Source organism: Radiobacillus kanasensis (assembly GCF_021049245.1).
In the GTDB taxonomy this organism is placed as follows: Bacteria; Bacillota; Bacilli; order Bacillales; family Amphibacillaceae; genus Radiobacillus; species Radiobacillus kanasensis.
In genome coordinates this window covers 1449252-1473064 of the sequence record NZ_CP088020.1, presented here as the reverse complement: position 1 = coordinate 1473064, position 23813 = coordinate 1449252, and the positions used below count along the sequence as shown (strand labels likewise).

Annotated in this window: 19 protein-coding genes and 2 riboswitches; of the genes, 8 read left to right on the top strand and 11 right to left on the bottom strand. The window is 38.9% G+C overall.

Going from position 1 to position 23813, the window contains the following annotated elements; genetic code table 11:
• Positions 1-83: 83 nt before the first annotated feature.
• Positions 84-812 carry a thermonuclease family protein gene (locus tag KO561_RS07715; RefSeq protein WP_231096533.1) on the top strand — a complete coding sequence of 243 codons (729 nt, stop codon included), beginning with the start codon at positions 84-86 and terminating at the stop codon, positions 810-812.
• 81 nt (positions 813-893) lie between these two features.
• Here the strand turns inward: KO561_RS07715 and KO561_RS07710 are convergent, their stop codons facing one another.
• Positions 894-1904 (bottom strand): NAD(P)/FAD-dependent oxidoreductase, encoded by a 1011-nt coding sequence (locus KO561_RS07710; protein WP_231096532.1) that lies wholly within the window; start codon positions 1902-1904, stop codon positions 894-896.
• A gap of 195 nt (positions 1905-2099) precedes the next feature.
• Between KO561_RS07710 and KO561_RS07705 the strand changes: the two genes are divergently transcribed.
• The 3 genes from KO561_RS07705 to thiC all read left to right on the top strand — a co-directional run bounded on the left by KO561_RS07705 (position 2100) and on the right by thiC (position 5696).
• Positions 2100-2816 (top strand): MBL fold metallo-hydrolase, encoded by a 717-nt coding sequence (locus tag KO561_RS07705; protein ID WP_231096531.1) that lies wholly within the window; start codon positions 2100-2102, stop codon positions 2814-2816.
• Complete coding sequence (locus KO561_RS07700) at positions 2807-3394, top strand: TetR/AcrR family transcriptional regulator (protein WP_231096530.1); 588 nt, start codon at positions 2807-2809, stop codon at positions 3392-3394. The genes KO561_RS07705 and KO561_RS07700 overlap by 10 nt, the downstream gene beginning before the upstream one ends.
• Before the next feature lie 263 nt (positions 3395-3657).
• A riboswitch (TPP riboswitch) is annotated at positions 3658-3772 on the top strand.
• Between the two features lie 139 nt (positions 3773-3911).
• Complete coding sequence (gene thiC, locus KO561_RS07695) at positions 3912-5696, top strand: phosphomethylpyrimidine synthase ThiC (protein WP_231096529.1); 1785 nt, start codon at positions 3912-3914, stop codon at positions 5694-5696.
• A 776-nt stretch (positions 5697-6472) separates the two neighbouring features.
• Here the strand turns inward: thiC and KO561_RS07690 are convergent.
• A complete protein-coding gene (locus tag KO561_RS07690) occupies positions 6473-8632 on the bottom strand; it encodes a type IA DNA topoisomerase (RefSeq protein ID WP_231096528.1) in 2160 nt (719 codons plus the stop codon).
• Between the two features lie 246 nt (positions 8633-8878).
• Between KO561_RS07690 and KO561_RS07685 the strand changes: the two genes are divergently transcribed.
• Positions 8879-9967: a F510_1955 family glycosylhydrolase gene (locus KO561_RS07685; protein WP_231096527.1), complete on the top strand. Its 1089-nt coding sequence runs from the start codon at positions 8879-8881 to the stop codon at positions 9965-9967.
• 42 nt (positions 9968-10009) lie between these two features.
• Here KO561_RS07685 and KO561_RS07680 read toward each other — a convergent pair whose 3' ends face one another.
• The 4 genes from KO561_RS07680 to KO561_RS07665 all read right to left on the bottom strand — a co-directional run bounded on the left by KO561_RS07680 (position 10010) and on the right by KO561_RS07665 (position 14430).
• On the bottom strand, positions 10010-12712 hold the full coding sequence (locus KO561_RS07680) for an EAL domain-containing protein (protein WP_231096526.1): 2703 nt from the start codon (positions 12710-12712) through the stop codon (positions 10010-10012).
• Positions 12713-12836: 124 nt separating this feature from the next.
• Positions 12837-12922: riboswitch (cyclic di-GMP riboswitch) on the bottom strand.
• A gap of 313 nt (positions 12923-13235) precedes the next feature.
• Positions 13236-13340, bottom strand: a complete 105-nt coding sequence (locus KO561_RS07675) for a putative holin-like toxin (protein ID WP_269140717.1) — start codon at positions 13338-13340, stop codon at positions 13236-13238.
• Positions 13341-13563: 223 nt separating this feature from the next.
• Positions 13564-13830 (bottom strand): hypothetical protein, encoded by a 267-nt coding sequence (locus KO561_RS07670; RefSeq protein ID WP_231096525.1) that lies wholly within the window; start codon positions 13828-13830, stop codon positions 13564-13566.
• A 39-nt stretch (positions 13831-13869) separates the two neighbouring features.
• A complete protein-coding gene (locus KO561_RS07665) occupies positions 13870-14430 on the bottom strand; it encodes a DNA-3-methyladenine glycosylase I (protein ID WP_231096524.1) in 561 nt (186 codons plus the stop codon).
• 182 nt (positions 14431-14612) lie between these two features.
• Here KO561_RS07665 and KO561_RS07660 point away from each other — a divergent pair, with 182 nt between their 5' ends.
• Complete coding sequence (locus KO561_RS07660; protein WP_231096523.1) at positions 14613-14771, top strand: hypothetical protein; 159 nt, start codon at positions 14613-14615, stop codon at positions 14769-14771.
• Positions 14772-14800: 29 nt separating this feature from the next.
• On the opposite strand, the gene KO561_RS07655 is transcribed toward KO561_RS07660, so the two are convergent.
• Positions 14801-15715: a DUF7916 family protein gene (locus tag KO561_RS07655; RefSeq protein WP_231096522.1), complete on the bottom strand. Its 915-nt coding sequence runs from the start codon at positions 15713-15715 to the stop codon at positions 14801-14803.
• 118 nt (positions 15716-15833) lie between these two features.
• Complete coding sequence (nagE, locus tag KO561_RS07650) at positions 15834-17276, bottom strand: N-acetylglucosamine-specific PTS transporter subunit IIBC (RefSeq protein WP_231096521.1); 1443 nt, start codon at positions 17274-17276, stop codon at positions 15834-15836.
• A 344-nt stretch (positions 17277-17620) separates the two neighbouring features.
• Here nagE and KO561_RS07645 point away from each other — a divergent pair, with 344 nt between their 5' ends.
• Together KO561_RS07645 and murQ are read left to right on the top strand one after the other, a co-directional pair.
• Positions 17621-18352, top strand: a complete 732-nt coding sequence (locus KO561_RS07645) for a GntR family transcriptional regulator (protein ID WP_231096520.1) — start codon at positions 17621-17623, stop codon at positions 18350-18352.
• A 14-nt stretch (positions 18353-18366) separates the two neighbouring features.
• Complete coding sequence (gene murQ / locus KO561_RS07640) at positions 18367-19284, top strand: N-acetylmuramic acid 6-phosphate etherase (RefSeq protein ID WP_231096519.1); 918 nt, start codon at positions 18367-18369, stop codon at positions 19282-19284.
• 22 nt (positions 19285-19306) lie between these two features.
• Here murQ and KO561_RS07635 read toward each other — a convergent pair whose 3' ends face one another.
• From KO561_RS07635 to KO561_RS07625, 3 genes are all read right to left on the bottom strand, one after another.
• Entirely contained in the window at positions 19307-20683 is a 1377-nt protein-coding gene (locus KO561_RS07635) for an SLC13 family permease (protein ID WP_231096518.1), read from the bottom strand.
• A 77-nt stretch (positions 20684-20760) separates the two neighbouring features.
• The gene (gene tcuA / locus KO561_RS07630; protein ID WP_231096517.1) at positions 20761-22269 is read right to left on the bottom strand and encodes an FAD-dependent tricarballylate dehydrogenase TcuA; all 1509 of its coding nucleotides are present in this window, start codon (positions 22267-22269) and stop codon (positions 20761-20763) included.
• Between the two features lie 15 nt (positions 22270-22284).
• The gene (locus tag KO561_RS07625) at positions 22285-23796 is read right to left on the bottom strand and encodes a tripartite tricarboxylate transporter permease (RefSeq protein WP_231097068.1); all 1512 of its coding nucleotides are present in this window, start codon (positions 23794-23796) and stop codon (positions 22285-22287) included.
• Positions 23797-23813 lie beyond the last annotated feature (17 nt).

Below are 23813 nucleotides of genomic sequence, written 5' to 3'. Positions count from 1 at the left end.
TCTAGGGATTATGCCTAATGATTGTCAATTTATGAATACTTGCCTATAATTTTTGGTAGAAAAAAAGAAAATGAGTGATATCATTGATCAAAAAATTACTGTTCCTAACAGCATGTGTATGGTTATCGGCTTGTTCATTCCCCTTAGAAAAGGGAGAGCAAACGAATCCAGAAAAACAACAAGTAGAACACTGGGAAAGCTCACCATCAAAAGAACTCGAATCCGCTATTGTTACTCGCATAGTAGATGGAGATACGCTTGTTGTTCAATACCAGGGCGAGGAAGATCGAGTTCGTTTATTACTAGTGGATACTCCTGAAACAAAACACCCAGATCTTGAGCCACAGCCATTCGGTGATGAAGCGAGTAGCTTTGCTCAAAGGACGTTAGAAGGGAAAACGGTACAAATAGAATTTGATGGCCCACTACGCGATCAGTATGATCGATTACTCGCATACATCTGGATAGATGGCCAATTATTCAATGAAATGTTATTACGTGAAGGATTTGCGCGTTATGCGTATGAATATGATCCACCGTACTCCTATTCCGAAAGGTTACACCAAGCTGAGCAGGATGCAAAAAATCAGGAAAAAGCAATTTGGAGTGTACCCGGCTATGTATCTGACGATGGATTTAAACGAGTTGAATCAAACCCTACTAGGAAGTCCGAATCTGATAAAGATTGTACAGATTTTCAAAGTCAAAAAGAAGCTCAACAATTTTATGAAGATGCCGGCGGCCCAACCACCGACTTCCATCAATTAGATGGGAACGACCAAGATGGATTCGTCTGTGAGAATTTACCATAATTTTACCACATAATTTCCAAATAGCATACAAGAATTTAAAAACGCACCCCTACTTTTAAGTAAAGGTGCGTTTCATTCTTTTCATTTTTTATATCGATATTCAACAGTACTATAAACTTGTGCTGGGGCTTTTGGATCTATATACTTTGCGAGACTATTTAACGCTGTGATTACCTCACTATAGCCAGTTGCAATCAGCATAGATTTTTTGTCATATTGAACTCCATCCCCCGCAGCGAATATTCCTGGAACAGAAGTTGCCATTCCTTGGTCGACTATTAATCGACCCTTTTCTGCTTCTAACTGCCAATCCGAAAAAGGGGCAGGTATCATTTTTACCCCTTGATAAACGAGCATATCATCAACGGAATACGAAGAAGACGCTCCCTTCGAGATAATTGTGATACCGTTTAAGGATCCCCTTTCCCCTTGAAGCTCTCCAATCGTAGCATCATAAACAAGATCAATATTTTTAGATTGCTGGACTTTTTCTAAGTCTGCTTCAACCACATGCTGGAATTGTTCCTCTGTACAAAACAGATAAACATGCTTCGCTACCTCCCCTAAAGATAAGGCCCAATCTACCCCCGCTCTTTGATTGGAGTAAATGGCAACATGCTTATCTTTAAAGCGTCTTAGATCTCCCATCATATAGTGAATACTTGTTTCTTCAAACTCCTTGGCATCCTTATGTTCTAGTGGAACTGGATTATATGTACCAAAGCCTGTTGTAAGTAGAATCGTTTTAGAATAGTGAGCGTCTCCTTGTTGTGTCGTTATTTCAAATCCTTTTCCTTCGACCTGTTGAATAGCTTCCACGTATTGATTGAGAAGGATCTCTGGATCATGTAGAACAGCTTGTTTCTTCATTTGCTCCACGAGATCTGTCCCTGAAACAACCGGAAGACCTCCAACATCATAAATGTTTTTTTCTGGGTAAAATTGTGCGACCTTACCTCCTAGAAAGGATGATCCTTCCAACACTTTCGTTGTCAGTCCTCTCATTCCACAGTAAAAGGCAGCGAATAATCCTGTCGTACCGCCTCCTATAATCGTAACATCGAAAATCTCTTTCTTTTCCTTTTCCTTCATATATACACCCTCCCTAAGAGTCGACCGTACCTGAAACTTTATGTAGGCAGATTTAATTGATAATCATTCTCATTATAAAGGAAATACAGAGGAAATCAACTAATAATTAGCCTCTCGAAAAAAAGATTGACGTGTAAAGAAAAAAGATTATACTTAAACTAACGGTATTAGTTAAAATGTTAAGGAGGTTAGTTTATGAAGGTGAAATCAAAGGGTTCGTTACATCAAATTATCTTTTTCCCTTCTATCTTCCCGGTAAATTGCTATTTAGTCGAGGAAAAAAGTTCTCTACTCCTAATTGATGCAGCATTACCAAAAAAAGCGGATGCGATTCTGAATGTTGCCGCAAAGATAGGAAAACCTATCACCCACATTATCTTAACCCATGCACATGGGGATCACGTGGGATCGTTGGATGAATTAAAAGAACGATTACCCAACGCTAGAGTGGCCATTTCCGAACGAGACGCTCGTTTGTTAGCAGGAGATAAAAGCCTTGATCCAGGGGAAGGGACATTACCTATTAAAGGTGATGTACCGAAGGGAGTAAAAACTAGAGCAGACCTGTTCATTAAAGAAGGAGATAAAATTGGCTCATTGAGAGCGGTCGCCACACCTGGTCATACTCCTGGTTCTATGTCTTTTTTAGACGAACGAACCAACTTTCTAATTGTAGGGGATGCTTTTCAGACGAGATCCTCCATTGCCGTTTCTGGCACCCTAGTTCCTTTGTTTCCCTTTCCAGCTTTTGCTACATGGAACAAAGAGGTCGCTTTACAAAGTGCCAAGAAAATCGCCGCCCTTTCTCCTAACCTGTTAGCGGTAGGGCATGGGAAAATGCTTTCAAATCCTGCACACGATATAGAAAAGGCAATATACAAAGCAGAAAAGGAGAGAGTTAAATGGCAGTGAAACCCGGTATTACGCTAGAGGACATCATATCTGTAAGCATCGATATCGCAGATCAACATGGGGTATCAGAAATTTCCCTTTCCACTGTTTCTAAAAAATTGGGTATCCGATCTCCATCGCTCTATAACCATGTAAATGGACTTTCCGGTTTAAAGGCGGCACTTGCCCATTACGGTACGAAACGATTATACGAGGCAATGGCTGATGCTGCTATCGGAAAATCAGGGGAGGATGCCATTTACGCAACCACTACAGCGTATATAGATTTTGCCCGAAATAATCCAGGATTATATGAGGCAGTATCCATTGCGGTGAAACTTGATAGCGATGTAGTACAAAAGGAGGCAGATAAAATCCTTCAATTAATGGTAAGACTACTACGCACTTTTCATTTACCAGAGGACCTCCTTGTACATCAAGTCCGAATTCTTCGAGCTTTTCTGCACGGATTCGTTACAATCGAACAAGACAAAGGCTTTGGCATACCGCTTGATGTTGATGAGTCGTTACAAATTGGACTAGATACAATTATAGCGGGAATTAAATCCAAGTCTAACCAAACTGAGGAAAGGGAGTAATCAATTACAGCATGGAGCATTGTTCACCTTTTCTCATGATTAAGCCTTGCATGAAAAAGGGGCTGTGACAAATGGATTTTAATCCAAAAAAATACCGAACTGTGATTCGAAATTCTTTAATTAGAACTCGAATTAGTTCGGCTTTTTTCTTTTAGGGTGCTTTTGTATATTCCCTTAATAATCTATAGACTGCTACATAAAAAAACTTTTATATTTGTATTGTAACTTATCGAAGACTCATGTACACTATACTCAAAATGAATAGTAATAACTAGGGGAGTCCAATAAGTTGGGCTGAGAGAGAAACACGTTAAAGTTTCTTGACCCTTTGGACCTGATCTAGATCATACTAGCGTGGGGAAGTTAAAAAAAATAATCATGTATTGAATAAACTTCTACATAAAAAGCCGGTCCATCCTTTTTGGATTCGGCTTTTTTATTTAATTCATTTCTTTAATTCCTCTTTTGTTGTTCTAGATCTCGTCCTTTAATTTAAAAAAAGGGAGAGATTTACTCTATGGCAACAACTTCATTAAACGAAAAAAGCATTTCCATCATGTCTAGTTTTTCAGGTAGTAAAAAAGTTTATATTGAAGGCTCAAGACCCGATATCAAGGTACCAATGCGTGAAATTGAACTAAGTCCTACATCGGGCGCTTTTGGTGAAGAAGAAAATCCACCAGTTCGTGTCTATGATACAAGCGGACCTTATACGGATACTAATTATTCAGTTGATATTATAAAAGGTCTTCCTCCTCTTCGAAGCACATGGATTCATGAACGAGGAGATGTTGAGGAATATGAAGGAAGAGAAGTTAAGGCTGAAGACAATGGATATAAGGATGAGAATGACCCTCGTGCTAATCATAATGTGTTCCCGGGTTTAAAGCGTAAACCCTTACGTGCAAAAAAAGGTGGAAATGTCACACAACTTCATTATGCAAGGAAGGGCATCATCACTCCTGAGATGGAATTTATCGCATTAAGGGAAAATATGAAACCTGAATTTGTGCGTGAAGAAGTTGCAAGAGGTCGAGCAATTATCCCTTCTAATATCAATCATCCAGAGGCAGAGCCTATGATCATAGGACGTAATTTCCATGTTAAGATCAACGCAAATATTGGGAATTCTGCTGTTTCATCCTCCATCGAAGAAGAGGTCGAAAAAATGACATGGGCCACACGTTGGGGTGCTGATAACATTATGGACCTATCAACAGGGAAAAACATTCATACAACAAGGGAATGGATTATTCGCAATTCAGCTGTTCCTGTAGGAACCGTTCCTATCTACCAAGCACTTGAAAAAGTAAATGGTGTTGCCGAAGACCTCACATGGGAGGTTTACCGTGATACTTTGATTGAGCAAGCTGAGCAAGGCGTGGATTACTTCACCATTCATGCTGGTGTTCTTTTGCGATATGTTCCGTTAACAGTAAAACGTTTAACAGGTATTGTATCCCGGGGTGGATCTATTATGGCACAATGGTGTCTTCACCACCACAAAGAAAGCTTTTTATATACTCACTTTGAAGAAATCTGTAAAATTATGAAAACTTATGATGTTGCATTCTCTTTAGGAGATGGCCTACGTCCTGGTTCAATTGCTGATGCCAATGATGAAGCACAATTTGCGGAATTAGAAACTCTTGGAGAACTAACAAAAATTGCTTGGGAGCATGATGTACAGGTAATGGTTGAAGGTCCTGGTCACGTACCAATGCACCTTATAAAAGAAAACATGGACAAACAACTGGAGGTTTGTAAGGAAGCTCCTTTCTACACTCTAGGGCCACTTACAACTGACATAGCTCCTGGCTATGATCATATTACATCTGCGATTGGTGCAGCCATGATTGGTTGGTATGGTACGGCTATGCTTTGCTATGTAACACCAAAAGAACATTTAGGTTTACCAAACCGAGATGATGTACGTGAAGGTGTTATAACTTATAAAATAGCTGCGCATGCTGCTGATTTAGCAAAAGGACATCCAGGCGCACACAAAAGAGATGATGCCTTATCAAAAGCTCGTTTCGAATTCCGTTGGAGAGATCAGTTTAATTTATCATTGGATCCTGAACGCGCTTTGGAATATCATGATGAAACGTTACCTGCAGAAGGTGCAAAAACAGCGCATTTCTGTTCAATGTGTGGGCCGAAATTTTGTAGCATGAGAATTTCTCAAGATATTCGTAATTACGCGACAGAAAATAAGCTTTATACGAAGGAAGCTATCGAAAAGGGTATGAAGGATAAAGCTATGGAGTTTAAACAATCTGGGGGTAACATTTATCAGTAACTTTCAAGGGAGGGTTATTCCGGTGAAGATCCAAAAAATTGAAGAGGAAATTAATCAGTTGAAAATACATCTTGCTTTTTTGGAGAAACATTTAGTAGAAATACAACAAAATTGTGAGCATCATTTTAAAGGAAATCAATATTATGAAACATGTACCAAGTGTAATAAAGTAAATGTTTTATATTATTAACAGCAAAACTCCACTAAAGGACGCTTTTTAGGGAACACATTAATAAAAATGCAGCATGGAACCTTGCCTCAATTGATCAATCGAGGCAAGGTTTGTTTATAAGTCTCTATAACATTAAAGGAAAAAATTTATTACTCACCTTTTGTTACTATACATCTATAAAAATTCTAAAAAGAATATTTAAAAAAACAGTTTGTTTGATGTCTTCCACACGATAATCCGAATGCCCCAAAAAAACAATGACCTTTTTACTCCTTATCAAGTTGACTGCTAATGCGACGCTGCGGAAAAACACTCGCTTTCCGCGGGGAACGCCTCAGTCAGGATGCTTCGTAGTAGGCTTCTTCGCTGCCTTGCACCGAGGAAGTCTACTACGAAGCGTAACTAGAAGACGCAGGTGCATCCTTCCGGGGTCTTCAACTGTTCCTTTCCCACTGGACAAGGAATACTCCGGAAGCTAAACCTCGAACGCAGAAAATTGGGGTGTATTTTCAAGGAGTCTTGCATTTTTCCGCAGCTTAGTATAGCTTCCTTTTTAAGTAAGAGGTATTTCTTAATCTGTTAATTTTATTGCCACAAAGCCGACCTACTTTTTAAACTCCATACTCCAGCTATAATAAGAGTTATCCGGGTTCTTTTCATAACGGAGATAGGCATTAAACTTCGATCCTTTCTTACTCGTTAACCCTTTTACATAAGCAACTTTATTTTTTAACAAAGACTGGACCATCGTCTTCGTTGGTCTCTTTTTCATAGTAGCTAAAAATTTATCATTCTTCCATATTACAAACGTACAACCTTTCTTCCAATTGCTACAACCAAATCCCTTTTTGCCTTCGATAATAGAGCCACCACATGCTGGACACTGCCCCAATTTTTCTTTAGTTCCAGATGAAGATTTCACTTCACTTATCGTAATGGATTGGTCTTGTTTTATTTTTTCTACCGAATCTTTAGTAAAAGCAAAGATCATGTCTAGTAAGGCTTGCTTTGTTACGGTACCTTTCTCAATATCAGCAAGTGTTTTTTCTAATCGGCCCGTATATTCTAAATCAAAAAGTTCTTGTATCGGAAAGGTTTCTACAAGCTTCACTCCCTTATCCGTACACGTTAAAAACTTCTGATTGGAGGTGATGTACCCAACATCCTTTAGTTTTTTTATTGTTTCCGCTCTCGTTGCTGGAGTCCCAATACTGAAGCCTTTAAGGACCTCTATTACCCCGTCTTCCTCTTGATCATCTTTGTAACCCTTCCCGCATGTTTCCATAACCTTCAACAATGTTTTTTCGGTATGTTGCTTTGGTGGTTTGGTTGCATGGGCCGTTACCTCTGCCTTTTCTAAGATAACAGCTTCCCCAATAGATACGTAAGGCAATTCAACTTGCTGGGATTGGATCTTTTCAACCTTTTTCCAGCCTTCTGTGATTTGAACTCGTCCTTTGGAAATAAAGATACCCGACATAACGTGTTTTACTATTTTGGTTGTCAATATCGTTTCTTCATATTCCGCAATAGGCATAAATTGAACGAGAAAGCGGTTTTTAACGGCATCATAAACAACCTGCTGATCCGGCGTTAATCGCTTTGGTTTTAAATAGGTTGGTATGATGGCGCTATGACTTTCTACCTTTTGATTATTAAAAATACGCTTCGACCTCGTAAATCGCAGCTCATCTTTGTATGGTAAATCTTCTGCTAAAACATCTAACACCCGCTTCGTTTTACCGACTAAACTCTCGTCTAGTGCAGTACTTGACGTTCGGGGATACGTAATGTATTTTTTCTCATACAACGTTTGAGCTACCTTCAACACCTTATCCGAAGTCCACCCTTTGTACTTATTCGTAATATCCCCCTGTAAATTAGACAGGTTGAACAACCAAGGAGCATATTCTTTTTTACGTTCTACTTGCTTGTCGACAATGGTTCCACGCTGGTGCTCTATAGCTTTTTGCAATTCTAGCAAGGAATTCTTATCCTCAAACTTATCCTTCTTGCCTTCTGTATAAACGGCTTGATAAGTTTCCTCATTTGCTGTATGGAATGTACCTACTAGCTTAAAATAGTCCTTAGATTTAAAATCTTTTATTTCTTTATCCCGATCATAAATAATTTTTAAAGTTGGTAGTAGAACTCTTCCGATGTTTAATGCTTTCCCACGCCCAACTTGATACTTCAACGTAGCAACAGAGGTTAAGTTGATACCGATTACCCAGTCTGTCCATTGTCTTGTTATACCTGCATCACGGAGTGGCTTTAACTGTTCGTTCGGTCTCACTTGTTTTAAACCTTCTAGTACTTCCCGCTCTGTCCATTCATTAATGAGGAGACGATACACCCGCTTCGAAGTCCCGATATTTTCTAAAATACTATCGGCAATTAACTGCCCTTCTCGGTCGTAGTCACACGCCGAAATAATCTGCTCGACGTCCGTACGGTTGAGGAGAGTCTTTATAGTGCGGTATTGTTTATATGCTCCAGGATCCGCTTTGCTTCTATTTCTCGGATTACGTTTCACTTTGTATTCAAACCTGGAAGGAATGAACGGAAAATTTTCCAACTTCCAACGTGTCATTTTCGCATCGTAGTCTTTGGCATCGTAAAGCTCTAATAGATGACCAAAAGCCCATGTGATGATATAGCCGTTCCCTTCGATAAATCCATCCTGCTTTCCTTTTATATGTAATGCGTCTGCGATGTTCTTCGCGACAGACGGCTTTTCTGCTAAGATAAGTGTCGTTCCCATTTCAAAACTCCTTTGTCTTTCCATCCCTTTTATTCTAATACAACTTGGGGAAACTTTGGATAAAAGATTTTTAATATCTTCTATTAGGTATATATAATAATTCCGTTTTGAAAGGAGTATCAGCTTATTCTTAGAATTAGAATTGAATAGTGAATGTTTTTTGACATTCTTATCTGCTTTCTCCGTGGTACAGAGAATAATGGTATAGTTATCTTTATCAACTCATCTGAAGGGAGTCATAAAAACTTGAAAAAACTCTTGATATTCTCCATTCTCATATTTTATCCGGTTACCGTATTTGCTCATGGTAACGAACATGAGGCTACCTCCTCTACACCGAATTACACTCTTATTATTACATTGGTTTTATTGGTCGCAACTCTTTTCATCAGTATCTATTTATGGAGAAAGATTAGTAAAGTACTAAAAATTGCTCTTGTATCTTTCTTTATTTTGTTAGGAATTCTTACAACATTTCTCCTGTTAAAGTCAAACGAAGACAATCCTGTTACCTTTACCCATATTCATGGTTTAGGTTTTTCAAGTGATGGTACAGAACTGTTGGTACCCTCTCATCACGGGCTAAATATTCTACACGAAGATGGTCATTGGACATCGGCAAGTGACTTCCCACAGCACGATTATATGGGGTTTTCCCCTACTGACAATGGATTTTATAGTAGTGGCCACCCTGATCCTGAAACAGATTTAAAAAATCCCTTGGGTATCATAAAAAGTACAGATGGTGGGGAGAGTATAGATTTTTTAACTCTCTATGGGGAAGTTGACTTTCACGGTATGACGGTCGGATACGAAACCCATGACATTTATGTATTCAATCCACAGCCAAATTCTATATTGACGGAGCCTGGATTCTATTATTCTACAGATGAAGCGAAAACATGGACCAGGAGTAGTCTTACCAATATGACGGGTCAAGCTACAAGTTTGTCTGCGCACCCCTCTACTTCTGGAACTGTTATTGTTGGAACAGATCAGGGAGCCTTTTTATCCAACGACTATGGAAAGACAATGGATAAGATAGGGGATTTCCAGGATGTTCGAAGCGTGTATATGGATCATGAAGATAAGATATGGGTTAGCTCCTACCTTAACCAAAAACCAACATTATCCAGATTAGATTCTTCATCCAATCATTGGGAGAATATAAGTCTACCCGAGGATATAGAAGCACCGATTTTGTATGTGCAACAAAATCCAAAAAACCTCGATCAAATCGTTATCGCTACGGAAAACAGAGATATTTTTATATCAAATGATAAAGCAAACTCTTGGGAAGTAAGCGTTAGGGAAGGAATAGCCGTAAAACCATAAAGAAAAGCCGCGACAATTCATAGAATCGTCGTGGCTTTTCCTTTACTCTTTAGATACATGTTCCTTTAACAACTGCTGTTCTAAAATCTCATTTGTCTTTATAGCATCAGCTGGACGGTAGAATAAATATCCTTGCATCAGATAACATTTCATATCCTCTAACACACGGAGCTGCTCCATCTCTTCTACCCCTTCAATAATCAATCTTTTTCCTAGCTCATTTGCCATCGTTACGATTGAGGAAAGGATAATTTGAACTTCCTTGCGTTGATCCATTTTTTCAATAAATTCACGAGCAATTTTTATCGTATCAATTGGTAAATCCGTTAAATAAGATAAGGATGAGTATCCTGTACCAAAGTCATCTAAGGAAATAGAGACCCCTAATTTCTTTAATTCATTTAATTTTTCGATTGCTGTACCACGCTTATGAATGACAATCGCTTCTGTTATTTCTAACTCTAAATAGGATCCGTCAAGTCCCGAAACCTCAAGAGCACTTTGGACCACTTCTGACAGGTTTTTTTGATGATAAAATTGCTGTGGTGAGATATTTACCGATATTTTAATAGGAAGTCCTTTCACATGCCAGTGCTTTGCTTGCTTACAAGCTTCCACAAGCACATATTCATTAATATCAAAGATCGATCCATTTTTTTCGGCTAAAGGAATGAATTCGTTTGGAGATATCATTCCAAGCTCTGGATGTATCCAGCGTACGAGCGCTTCCATCCCAACGATGTTGCCATCCATTATGTTTAACTGTGGCTGATAGTAGACGGTAAGCTGATTGGTTTGTAATACCGTACCTAATTCCTTCTCAATGGTTAAATCCCGTGAAGATTGCTCCTCTTTCTCCTCTTCATAGAAGCAATATTGATTTTTACCTTGTCCCTTACTACGATACATCGCAATATCTGCATTTCGAATAAGCTTCTCTGGATCTGATACCTCATCAGACAATAGGGATATTCCGATGCTAGAGGTGACTCTAATCTCATGTCTTCCAACTATGAATGGTTCACTAATTCGCTCACTGATCTTTCTGGCCACCTGTTCCACTTCATGCTCCGTTTGCCGGTCCATTAACATAACAATAAATTCGTCTCCCGCATGTCTCATTACCATGTCTTGTGGAAGCAAGGTCCCTTGAATTCTTCGGGCTACCTGAACGAGAATAATATCTCCGGTTTCATGTCCGAAATGATCGTTGATTACTTTAAAAAAGTCTAGATCGATAAATAAAGTGGCCAGTGTTGTGTTTTTTTGTTTCGCATTTTCTATTGCTTTCGATAATTTTTCTTCAAAAAGTCTACGGTTAGGTAAATTGGTTAACGGGTCGTGATAGGCAAGAAAACTAATTTTTTCTTCATTCTTTTTGTTTTCGGTAATGTCTCTAGCAATACAAAATACACCTTTCACCTTTTCATCAATAAAAATGGGTACAAGTGTTACAAATAAACTCTTTTCTTCTTGATCATGTAGGATCACTTTCACTTCTGCCGAGGTAGATTTTCCACATATGGCTACCCTAAAGAGTCTCCTTATGCGTCCCACATCTTTTTCCATTAACAAGTTCATAAGTCGTTCACTTATTATTTCATGAGGCTGATAACCTGATAACTGTATTGCTCGTTCATTTATGGAATTGATTCGCCCTACTCGGTCTAAAGAAATGACAGCATCTTCATTATGATCGAATAAGGAGCGGAATCTCTGTTCGTTAAAATTCAATTCTTTTTCCTTTTGTTCATACTGTCTTAAAAATTGCTTACTCTCTATTATCGTAAGGACTTGACGTAAGATAATTAAGCACATAGACATTACAGATGTAATAAGGATAAGATGGTTATGATGATCTTCACTCGTTAAAACAAAAATACTAAGCGCAACTAAGGCACCATATGGAATCAAAAGGCGAAATGTACTACTCATCTTCATTCTGCTATCTGTACCCATAAATAAGCATTCACTATTACCGAGCTTTATTCGGTTATAACCAGCAAAACCAATTAACATATAGGCAAACAAGTATAATGGATCAATATAGCTCCATGATGTATAGCTAACAGAAGCTTGAAGATAAACGTAAATCGAATCCGCCACTGCTTGAACAATTAGACCCATAAAGATAAAGATTAAACTGTTTCTTTGGATCATGGTAGGGGACATAATAAGAATACTGAATGCTAAAATAAGTAAACCTATGTCACCAATGGCATAGCCCATAGATACAAATTGATACATACCGGCGAATTGGGGATTTGTTACGATAGGTTGAACCAAGAATGACCAACTAAACGCAATAGCGACGAGCATGACGATAAGGATATCAATAATTTGCCTTGTAAAAAGGCTTCTGCTTTTACCCGCTTTCACTCTGTAAAGTAAAGCACTAAAGAAAAAGACATATTGAATCATATAAAATAAATCAGGAATACCCGGGAATGGCACATCCACATCTCTTACGAAGTCGTAGTAATCCCACACTAAAATTGCTAAAAAGCTTGAAAAGTATCCTAAAGACAAAAAGAGCCAAAAGTTCTTTTCTTTCTTGTGACTTTTTCGGGAAGCAATTAATAAGATAAAGGAAGCACCTAAAGGAATAACGGTGTAAAGGAAGGTTCCGGCATTGTAAAGAAAGGTGCCAGGAGAATCTCTTTCTAAAAATATGAAGAGATACGAACCCACTATGGTAAGGAGAATAAAACCAAGTAACCGTTTGCTGAATGTAATCTGATTCATTTTGTATTCACCCTCTGCTAATTTGAATATATTAGGATGATGTAGGATGTTGTACTCTCTGTTTCTTGGGATAAAACTTTTAAAAAAGCTGCCCGATGGGATGGTGGGCAGCTTTTTGGATAATGGAAGTAACCCGGCGATCATAGTTAAAAACCTTAGACCCGTAGCTTTGCGTCTTCATCCTTTCGAACGAATTTGCCCTGATTTTTATATAGTTATAAAGTAGTAATATAGAACTATTTTACCATATCTTTCAACGTTTGTGCTTCTATTACTGAAATTTTTTGACAAATTTTTTCCCTTTTCTACATGAGTTTGTCGACAACTTTTTATCTTACTTTCAAAATATTTAGGCTTTGCATCTCCGGCATTTATGTTGTAATATGTATAAGAGTACGAATTTGAATGGAAATAAGACCACAGCTGTAACTGTGGCCTTTGTGATAAGCGGTTCCCCCAGGGATCGGCTTTCCTAAATCTGGAATAGACCTCACCTATAACTTTTGCGGGCTAATAGGGGGGTCTATTTTTTGTTGATCATATTGATAATCAACGCGAGCATTGCAATCAAAAACGTACCGGAACTAAAAAGCACCATAAAAGTTTGATACAAACTCAAAGGCGTCACCCCCTTTCCAACTGGGGTTAGCCGACCCTTCCCTAAAAGAACATTATCTACCAACCATTCTACCACATGATTTCCAGAAATAGAACATACGTTCGTTCCATTTCTACGAAATCGTTCTTATTGCCTAATCTTAAGAAGAATTGCCTAATTTTTGTAAATTAACAGAGAAAAATGGCATCGACCTTAGCCGATGCCATTTATTATGTATGGGTACCTCTTATTATTATGATATAAAAGCAAACCACCAAATAATAATTCCAAGATACACAGAAATACCAATGATGCTATTTTTTAAACCAACCGAAATTGGATAAGGGATAAATCTTAGAGTGATCCATGTTACAAATCCCATTACACCCATACATAGAATGGCATACAATAACATGCCTAATAAATTGTCTAGAGGAAGACTCATAGCATCTATTATGTAATCCATCCTGCCACCCACTTTCCTATGACATATTCCACAAAAAAATGGAATTTCCTGCAAAGAACAAATCTCCTTCTATATGGTAATCTATCGCGCCAATTATGACAATCTTTGTTTTCGAATATCACAGTCTACGAGATGATCATCTATCATTCCTACCGCTTGCATGTATGAATAGCAAATCGTCGAACCAACAAATTTAAATCCACGTTTCTTTAAGTCTTTACTCATCCTATCACTTTCTTTCGTCGTGACAGGTACTTCAGAAAGGTTCTTCCTATGATTAATAATGGGTTCTCCCCCGACAAATTGCCAGATATAGTCTTTAAAGCTGCCGAATTCTTTCTGTATATCAAGAAATAGCTTCGCATTTGTAATCGTCGATCTAATTTTCAATTTGTTACGGATTATACCTGAATTAGATAGTAATTCTTCTACTTTCTTTTCATCGTATTTTGCTATTTTTGTTGCATCAAATTGATCAAATGCCTTTCTATAATTTTCGCGCTTTTGCAATATCGTGAACCAGTTTAACCCTGCTTGAGCCCCTTCCAGAATAAGCATTTCAAATAGTGTTTGGTCATCATAGACAGGTACTCCCCACTCATGATCATGGTAGTCTTGATATAAAGTTTCTTTAACATCCCAGCATCGTTTCATGATTATTCCTCCTTCTTTTCACACACTTACTATATCACAAAATAAGAACAAATGTTTGTAACAAAAAGACAATTTTCTGCTCGTTTTTCCGCCTCATCTCTTGTTTTCTTCTATACTATTTGTTCTATTGCACGGAGCAGCATAATAGAATAACAAAAACAACCCTTTAAGGAGGAATTCCAATGGAAGAGCCGGAATACTTGTTGACATATAATGCGACTGGCTATGAGTGGTTTCAAACGAAAGAAGAAATGCTGGCATTTATTGAAGAGAATCAACTTCACTCCTATGAGGCTTTATATATTCCGGAAGCATTCGAAGTAGATTTTGAAGAAGAATAAGAGGACACCCTTTCGTGTCCCCTTTTCCCTCACCGATTAATGGAAGCAGCCATCCGTACAAAAGTATGTCTCTTTCCTCGAATCGCAATGGAGTAGTCCATGATGTTTTCAGGGATAGCGATACCAAAGTATCCTGCATCGCCAATATGGTGAAGATCTGCTCCCACCATTTTATTTTGTAGGGCAAGCTGTCGAATGGTCTGCGTATCTGCACCTTCTTGACTTGTCCCAATAGTTAGCATTGCAAGTGCCTCATATTTATGAATCATATCCACCCACTTCTGCGCTTGCTCTACCGAAATTCCTGGAACGGTTCCTGGAGAAGGAATTAAGATGACCTCCGCCCCTGCTTCAATAAAGTATTGAATCGTCTCTTCGTTAATGATCTCGCTTCCTGCTTCACCCTTTACACCTGCTCCATGCATTTTACCTGCGATAATAAAGACGCTTTCTCCTAGAATATCCTTTGCTCTCTTAATCGCTTTTAAGATTTCATTATTACTTACACCGGTCTTCGGATTCCCAGTTAAGCAAATAAAATCAAGTCCTAATTCTTTCACCTTTTCTAAGGATGCTGTAGTAGCCACTCGCCCTTCTGAAAGAGTGAGTAGATCTTCTGCAGCCTCTGCTTCTATATCTACAGGTTCCAAGTTAATTCCAACAGGACGTCCGGTTAACTCTTTGACACGTTCAACAAGCTGGTCTGCATCGGCCTTCACTCCTGCAACCTCTGGCTGAAAAACATCAAAGACGTTCAAAAGAATGAAATCCGCTCCAAAAGCTGCTGCCATTTCGGGATTAGACACTTCTGGATATAACGGCGCTGCTGGACTTACAATCTCAGAAACCACTGTTCTTCCTTCACTGGCTTGAATGGATTGTAATAACTCTTTGCCATTTGCTTTTGCAAAATCAGATGCCACACAGTTCAGAATACGTTTCAATAACTCCCACTCCTTCTATGAATATGTAAGGTTTTTGAACGAAAGAGAAGTCCCTTAATTACGGAATAATTAAGGAACTTCACATGAATAACTAATCATACATCATTACTATGCTTTTTTATTTGCGAAGCTTATGCATCTCATCGGCAACAAATTGAACATTTGTACCAACAATAACTTGAATGTTGTGTTCACTAACAACATTGATACCAGGAACACCTGTCGCTTTGATCTTTTTCTGATCAACCGCGTCCATGTCCTTTACTTCTAAACGAAGGCGAGTCACACAATTATCTACAGATACTACGTTTTCGTCTCCACCTAATCCTTCATAAATTTCAGCAGCCATGACAGCGAATTTATCACCGCCAGTGCTTTCTCCACTCACTACTTCCTCCGCATCCTCGTCTTCACGACCAGGCGTCTTAATGTTGAATTTCGTAATTAAGAAACGGAATAAGAAGTAGTAGATAACCCCAAATACTAAACCTTGAACCAAAAGCATGTATGGTTGGTTTGCTAACGGAAGATTAAAGCTTAATAAAAAGTCTACCAATCCAGCACTAAAGCCGAAACCTGCTGTCCATTCGAACGATGCAGCGATGAACAATGAAAGACCTGTTAACGCAGCATGTACGACATAAAGAGCTGGTGCCAAGAACATGAATGCGAATTCAATAGGTTCCGTAACTCCTGTAAAGAAAGCTGCAAATCCAGCTGCTAACATTAGGGAAGCAACTTGTTTTTTCCTTTTCGTTTTTGCAGTATGATACATCGCTAAACCTGCAGCTGGAAGACCAAACATCATAATAGGGAAGAATCCAGCTTGATACATACCTGTTACACCTTTTTCTCCTTCTCCGGACCAGAAATTACCGATATCGTTAATACCAGCGACGTCAAACCAGAATACAGAGTTTAACGCATGGTGTAAACCTGTTGGAATAAGTAAACGGTTGAAGAAACCATATAAACCGGCACCAGCAGCACCTAGGTCACTAATTGCGGTACCAAAGGATACGAGACCGGAGTATACGAATGGCCAGATAAAGAATAGTACAGCAGAAGTGATGATCATAGAAAACGCTGTCATAATTGGCACTAAACGTTTTCCACTAAAGAAAGCAAGAGCATCTGGCAGTTTCACATGACTAAATCGATTATACATAATAGAAGCAATAATACCTGAAATAATACCAACAAAAGCATTTTTGATTTCATCAAACGCTGGATTCACTGCATCTACCTCAACACCTTGTAACATGGCAACCGTTCCAGTTGAAAGTAAAGTAGTCGTTACAAGAAATGCAACTAAACCACTTAACGCAGCAGAACCGTCCCGTTCTTTTGCCATTCCTAATGCAACACCGACCGCAAATAGTATTGGGATATTATCAATAATAGATGATCCCGCTTTTATTAAGAATGCGGCTGTTGGACTGTCTGCACCCCAACCAGTCGGATCAATCGCATACCCAATCCCCATCAGGATGGCGGCAGCTGGTAATACAGCAACTGGCAGCATCAAGGAACGACCAAGTTTTTGCAAATAATTCATCATGATTAAAAGACCTCCCTAACAAAATAAATTTTCTAGCAATGAGATAGAGAAAATATTGCTTACAAGTAGGAACATGGATTTAGAATTCCCCTACTTTCACACAATAATACCAATCTCACCCGTATTCTAGCACAACTAAGTTATAGATGTCTATACCAATTTACAGATAAATTAGTTTGTTAGCATTTTCATGTTTCTTTCTTTAAAGCCTATCATTTTAGGCATTTAATAGTTTTTTGTTTATCAAAGTGCGTATAGCCATGTCTAGACAACTATATATAAATAGTGATATCCTTAAGAAAATCTTGACACCTATTGTGTAGTCCAAAAGGGAGAGGATTGGATTGGTTAACAAAAATTCTCCTGTGCCGATTTATTATCAGCTAGAAGAACAAATTAAAACACAAATTGAAAGCGGTATCCTTCAACCAGGAGATATGGTTATGTCGGAACGTGAATTAACCGAAAAATACGAAATTAGTAGAATGACGGTACGACAAGCCATTACCAATCTTGTTCATAGCGGATATCTTTATCGTGTAAAAGGAAAAGGGACATTTGTAACAGAACCGAAACTTGAGCAAAAACTTCATGGGCTGACAGGCTTTACCGAAGATATGCATACCCGTGGTTTAACACCTAGTAGCAAGGTTATCAGTTTTTCCATCATTCCGGCTCCCCTAAAGCTTGCTAAAGAATTGGAATTAGCCGAACATGATCCTATTTATGAAATAAAACGGATTCGCCTTGCAGATGGCAAGCCGATGGCACTAGAAAGAACTTACCTTTCTGCTAATTTGGTTGTCGGATTAACAGAAGATATCGTGCAGCAATCCCTGTATCAATATGTGGAAGGGCGAATCCATCTGAAAATGAGCAGTGGGACGCAGGAAATTGAAGCCTCCACCGCTACAAAAGAAGAAGTAAAACACTTACAAGTACCCACTGATTCCCCCCTTCTACTAATGAGAAGAAAATCTTTTTTAGAAGATGGAAGAGTGTTAGAAGTTGTTCAATCCACTTACCGTGCAGATCGTTACAAGTTCATGATCCGTTTGGATAGAGGATCATTCTAAGAAGGAGTGATGACATGAGTAAAAGACGTGTTACCGAAACTGTTAACCAAAAAAGTATTTCCATCGATGAAATGTCTTCTCCTGACATTGTCTCCTTAATGGTGGAAGAGGACAAAGCTATCTATCACGGAATGAATAATATCATTTCTCAGATTGCAGCTGGTATTGACATCATTGTTGAACAATGGAAAAAAGACGGACGTGTTTTTGTTGTTGGTGCCGGAACTAGTGGGAGAATTGGTATCCTCGACGCTGCGGAATTAGGTCCCACCTTTTCAATACCCGATGAACGTTGGACTGGCTTTATAGCTGGCGGATATGAAGCAATGTGGAAACCATTAGAACAGCACGAAGATGATGAAAATAAGTCAGTAGAAGAACTTAAGGAACACTCTTTTTCTAACAAAGATGTGCTGATTGGACTTACCGCAAGCGGAACGACCCCTTATGTCCTTACCGCTTTAAAATATGCAAACAAATTAGGAGCCCGAACCATTTCGGTCAGTTGTAATCCTCAAACTGATGCCTCCTCTTTAAGCGAGTGTGCCATTGAAGCGGTCGTTGGACCAGAAGTTATCAAAGGCTCCACACGACTAAAAGCTGGAACTGCTCAAAAAATGGTCATCAATATGCTTTCGACAGGTGCTATGATTCGACTTGGTAAAGTTTATCAAAACCAAATGGTGGATATGCAATTAATCAATAAAAAATTAGTTATTCGTGCTGAGCAAACATTAGCAGAGGTCACAGATATTCCAGAGAGTGAAGCACGTATCCTCTTACAGGAAAGTGATTATGATTTAAAGGTTGCTATTTTTAGAAGCATGACCAGTAGTAGTGTCGAAGAAGCAAAAGCCTTGCTTTTAGAGGAAAATGGACATTTGAAAAATGCGATACAACGATACTTCACCAAAAAAGGTATTGGGGAATAACCCAATACCTTTTCTTTAACCGTCACATAACCCAACCCCAATATAATGTGGATGCTAAAATTACGATTGTAAGCCAAACCACCAATGATAAAACTCCTACTTTAAACAGATCCTTCTCATGAAAGTGACCGTAAGAGAAGCTTATTAAGTGAACAGGGGACTGAGTAATAAGTAAAAAGCCTGGAACCCCTGTTAAAAACACTGCCATGGCTACAATAATAGGAGAAATCCCATCCAAATTTTCCCCAATTGTGAGGGCTAGTGGCAACATAATAGTTAGAAATCCTAAAATATTGACGAAAATAATTCGTAGGAAAGCCGTACAAACAATTAACAGGATTAAGATGAGAATGGGTGACGCGAATGACATATGATGAACAATCCAATCTGCTAACCAGTCCACCGTATTTGTCTTTATTAACATACCGGAAATCATTAGCGTAGAAGCAAAGAAAATTATCATATCCCAATCCACAGACTTCCTAGCCTCTTCCCAGTTCCATACACCAACTACAGGTAAAACCGTAAAAGCTGCCCCCAGTAGACCGATTAGTGGAATAGAAAATCCATGAAGACTCTGAGTCATCCACAAAAGTAAGGTGATTGTCATAATACAAAAAATTTTAATCTCATTGATTTGAATGTTGCCTAGCTCCATAACCTTCTCGTCAATCAACGTTTTTAGCATATCCTTGTCTACATTTTGATGTGGGAAGATGACCAAAAATAGAACCCATAAGAGTAGGATAAAGAGAAGAATAGGAGGTGCAAAATAAAGAATCCAAGTTAAAAATGTTAGATGATTAGTAGCCCCTTGAAAGATACCATACGTATAGATCGTGGAACTTGCTCCCGTTGCGACAAAGGCTCCAGAAATGGCGGCTAGATAAGCTACGCCAATAAATAACGATTTGGCTAAATTGCGCACATCACTGATCTTCTTCAGGCTTTTTATAACACTATCTAAAATGGAAGAAACTAAACTTCCTTTTCCGATATTGGAAGGAATCAGTACAGCTAAAATGAACATAAGGAAGAAGGAAATTAAAATAAGGAAGCTTCCCGACCCTTTGGATAGACTTAGCATTTTTAATGAAACTCTATTTGCTAAGCCCGTCTTAATAAAAGCTTTTGAGATAATAAAAGTAGAAAACAAGAGCCAAACGATATCAGAACCGATATACTTTAACGTTTCTTCATAGCTAAAAAAGTGAAAGGAAAGTAGTAGCATAAGAAGTATAGAACTAAACGCTAGTGGAAAGACTCTTCCAATCCAAAGAATTTGAACCAATAATAATGCAATTAACCCCTTTATTTTCAAATCCCAATCCATGAGAGGATTAAAAAAAAGGACATATAAGCCAATACAGATACTTAGTAAAACAGTTTTTTTGTTCATACGTATCCCCTAACTTATTTCCTATCGTAAAAAAGCCACCAAAAAAGGTGGCCAACACTTTTATTTTATCGTCATAACTAAAGAGACAAGGACCGCTTAGCTTTTTCTTTACTGTATCTAGCAGCTGAGTTCCCGGCTGTCTTTCCGAATACAGAACCAGACATTAAACCAGAACCACCTGGGTAATTTTCATAAAAAATCCCACCGACCATTTCTCCTGCTGCAAACAAACCAGGAATTGGTTCGTCGTTTTCATTTAACGCTTGCCCTTTTGTATTTACATGAATCCCACCAAATGTAAAGGTTATTCCACATGTTACTGGGAAAGCGTAGAATGGACCTTGGTCGATAGGTAATGCCCAATTCGTTTTAGCTGGTGTCATTCCTTTTGTCGACTTTCCATCCTTGATCGTTGGATTGAACTCTCCCTCTTGGACAGCTTGATTATATTCATCAATCGTTTTCAAAAAAGCTTCTTTGTCTACTGGTAATTGATTCACCAACTCTTCCAGAGAATCCGCCTGAGAGGATGTTGCTTCTTCCCTGTCATACTCATCACGAAGTAAGCCTCTGACTTTAGCGTCATAAATTTGATAAGCAAGATGATCTGGTTGCTTTAGTATTTCACGCCCGTATTTTGCATACGTGTAATTTCGAAAATCAGCTCCCTCATCTACAAATCGTTGTCCATCTTTGTTTAACATGATGCTTAATGGATAGGAGTGCTTTTTAAAAATATCGCCAGGCTTTTCGTAATCGCCAACAACAGGAGCCTGTGAATCTGTACCGATTGAATGACAACCAGACCATTGTCCATAAGGTTGTGCTCCGACTTCCAATGCCATTTCGATTCCGTCTCCGGTATTATATTCCGTACCTCGGACAATAGCTGCTCCCCACTCTTCACCAAGGTGCTTGATACGCATTTCCTCGTTGGCTTCGAAGCTACCACAAGCAAGCACCACACCAGAAGTAGAAACTTCCACCTCTTCCCCTCTTTTACTTACGAGAACGGAGGAGATGACACCATTTTCTACACCTAATTTTTTCGCCGTTGATTCATACCAAATATCAATTCCGAGTTCTTCAACTCGTCGGAATAATTGCCCCATTAGACCGATGCCTCGATTTTCTGTCTTAACCGGAAGTCCACCCCAAAATTGTCTCTTTCCATCCTTCTCAAAGGATTGATTCCCATAATTCAGTTCAAATTTGACACCTTGTTCCTTCATCCAACGAATCGTTTCATAGGATTTACCAACAAGATGCCTAGCTAATCCTGAGTCACTTTGATCTGCTGTGACTCGCATCAAATCTTCATAGTAATGTTCCTGACTATATTCTGGCATGATAATAGTAGCAGCTTCCTCATCAGAGAGCTCTGGCATAATCGCACGAATGTCCTGCAAGTCATTGTAAGCAAAACGAATCGCACCATCTGTGAAATAAGAATTTCCTCCGCGTTTGTGCTTAGGTGCTTTCTCTAAAACTAATACCTGAACACCATTCTCTCGTGCAGCCAACGCAGCTGATAATGCCGCATTTCCTGCGCCTACTATGACTAGATCATACTCTTTGTTATTCATGTATTACCCTCCCCATTAAGAAACTTCTTCTGTTGATTGATCTTTTCCACTAGTTTTTCGACTCTTCACCCACTTGACGATTAATGGATACGTTAACGATAAGATTGTTAAAATAATTAGGCCAATACAAATCGGTGATGAAAAGAAAATACCAAGGCTCCCATCTGACGACAAGACTGCTTTCCGAAAATTCTGTTCCATATCTGCCCCAACGATAAGAGCCAGTACGAGTGGAGCTATTGGGAAATCTAGTACTTTTAATAAAAGACCAAACACCCCAAACAGTAGTAATAGATAGAAATCAAATGTGTTATAGCTAAGAGTAAAGGTACCAATGAATGCTAATAACACAATCAACGGATACAGAACTTTAGCTGGAGTATCCAATATTTTCACCAGCAGTCCTACTAATAAGATGTTAATAATAACGAGCGCGATATTCCCAATAAACATACTGTTAATCAGGGACCAAACCGTCTCTGGTTGATTTTCAAACAATAAGGGGCCTGGTCGAATCCCCAACATAATGAGCGCACCGAGCATGACCGCTGTCGTACCGGATCCTGGAATACCCATAGTAAGCAATGGAATCATTGCCCCCACAGAAGCGGCATTATTGGCGGATTCCGGTGCTGCTAACCCTTCAACTGCCCCTTCTCCAAACTCTTCAGGCTTTTTTGATATTTGTTTTTCAGTTGTGTAACTAATCATCGAAGCGATGGAACCACCCGCTCCTGGTAAAACGCCAATGATAAAGCCAAGGGGACCGCTTCGTAAAATAGGCCACCTCGATCGTTTCCACTGTTCTTTGTTAAACCAAATCTTGCCCACTTTTTTCTTTTCTTTTTTCTGCTGATCGATTGTCAGGAAGTTGTATAAAACCTCTCCAATCGCATAAATCCCTATGATCACGATAAGAAAATCAATACCTTCACTTAAGTGAGGAATATTCATGGTGAACCGGTAGACGCCTGTTTGAGTATCAATCCCAACCGTACTTAAGAGTAATCCGAGGAACATGGCGATAAACCCTTTGATCATTCTTCCAATAGATAACGAAACAATGGCAGATAGAGTTAGTAACATCAAAAGAAAGTACTCTGCAGGACCAAACTTTAATGCGAAATTTGCTAGGGGTTCAGCTAAAAAGATAAACCCTATGACGGCTATAATTCCTCCAATAAAAGAAGCAACTGCAGATATAGCCATAGCTTCCCCAGCTTGACCTTTACGCGCCATCGGGTACCCATCAAAAGTGGCGGCAATGGCTGATCCATCTCCTGGTGTGTTCAGTAATATCGAACTTCTTGAACCACCGTACATCGCCCCATAGTAGATAGCGGCCATTAGAATAATGGCACTGGTTGAGTCCATTCCAAATGTAACTGGTATCAGTACGGCAACCGCTGTTGCTGGACCTAGCCCTGGTAACATTCCGACTACTGTTCCTAGAAAACCACCTACAATAACCCAAAGAATGTTAATCGGTTCTAAAGAGGTCATTAATCCGGCCATAAAACTGCTCATATCCATCTTTTTTCCTC

Bases quoted from the DNA above. Each gene is read 5' to 3' on its own strand.
- KO561_RS07710 (WP_231096532.1), bottom strand. From the start codon at position 1,904: ATGAAGGAAAAGGAAAAGAAAGAGATTTTCGATGTTACGATTATAGGA.
- KO561_RS07700 (WP_231096530.1), top strand. From the start codon at position 2,807: ATGGCAGTGAAACCCGGTATTACGCTAGAGGACATCATATCTGTAAGC.
- KO561_RS07680 (WP_231096526.1), bottom strand. From the start codon at position 12,712: ATGAATCAGATTACATTCAGCAAACGGTTACTTGGTTTTATTCTCCTT.
- tcuA (WP_231096517.1), bottom strand. From the start codon at position 22,269: ATGAATAACAAAGAGTATGATCTAGTCATAGTAGGCGCAGGAAATGCG.
- nagE (WP_231096521.1), bottom strand. From the start codon at position 17,276: ATGATGAATTATTTGCAAAAACTTGGTCGTTCCTTGATGCTGCCAGTT.
- KO561_RS07660 (WP_231096523.1), top strand. From the start codon at position 14,613: ATGGAAGAGCCGGAATACTTGTTGACATATAATGCGACTGGCTATGAG.
- KO561_RS07690 (WP_231096528.1), bottom strand. From the start codon at position 8,632: ATGGGAACGACACTTATCTTAGCAGAAAAGCCGTCTGTCGCGAAGAAC.
- KO561_RS07705 (WP_231096531.1), top strand. From the start codon at position 2,100: ATGAAGGTGAAATCAAAGGGTTCGTTACATCAAATTATCTTTTTCCCT.
- thiC (WP_231096529.1), top strand. From the start codon at position 3,912: ATGGCAACAACTTCATTAAACGAAAAAAGCATTTCCATCATGTCTAGT.
- murQ (WP_231096519.1), top strand. From the start codon at position 18,367: ATGAGTAAAAGACGTGTTACCGAAACTGTTAACCAAAAAAGTATTTCC.
- KO561_RS07665 (WP_231096524.1), bottom strand. From the start codon at position 14,430: ATGAAACGATGCTGGGATGTTAAAGAAACTTTATATCAAGACTACCAT.
- KO561_RS07625 (WP_231097068.1), bottom strand. From the start codon at position 23,796: ATGAGCAGTTTTATGGCCGGATTAATGACCTCTTTAGAACCGATTAAC.
- KO561_RS07635 (WP_231096518.1), bottom strand. From the start codon at position 20,683: ATGAACAAAAAAACTGTTTTACTAAGTATCTGTATTGGCTTATATGTC.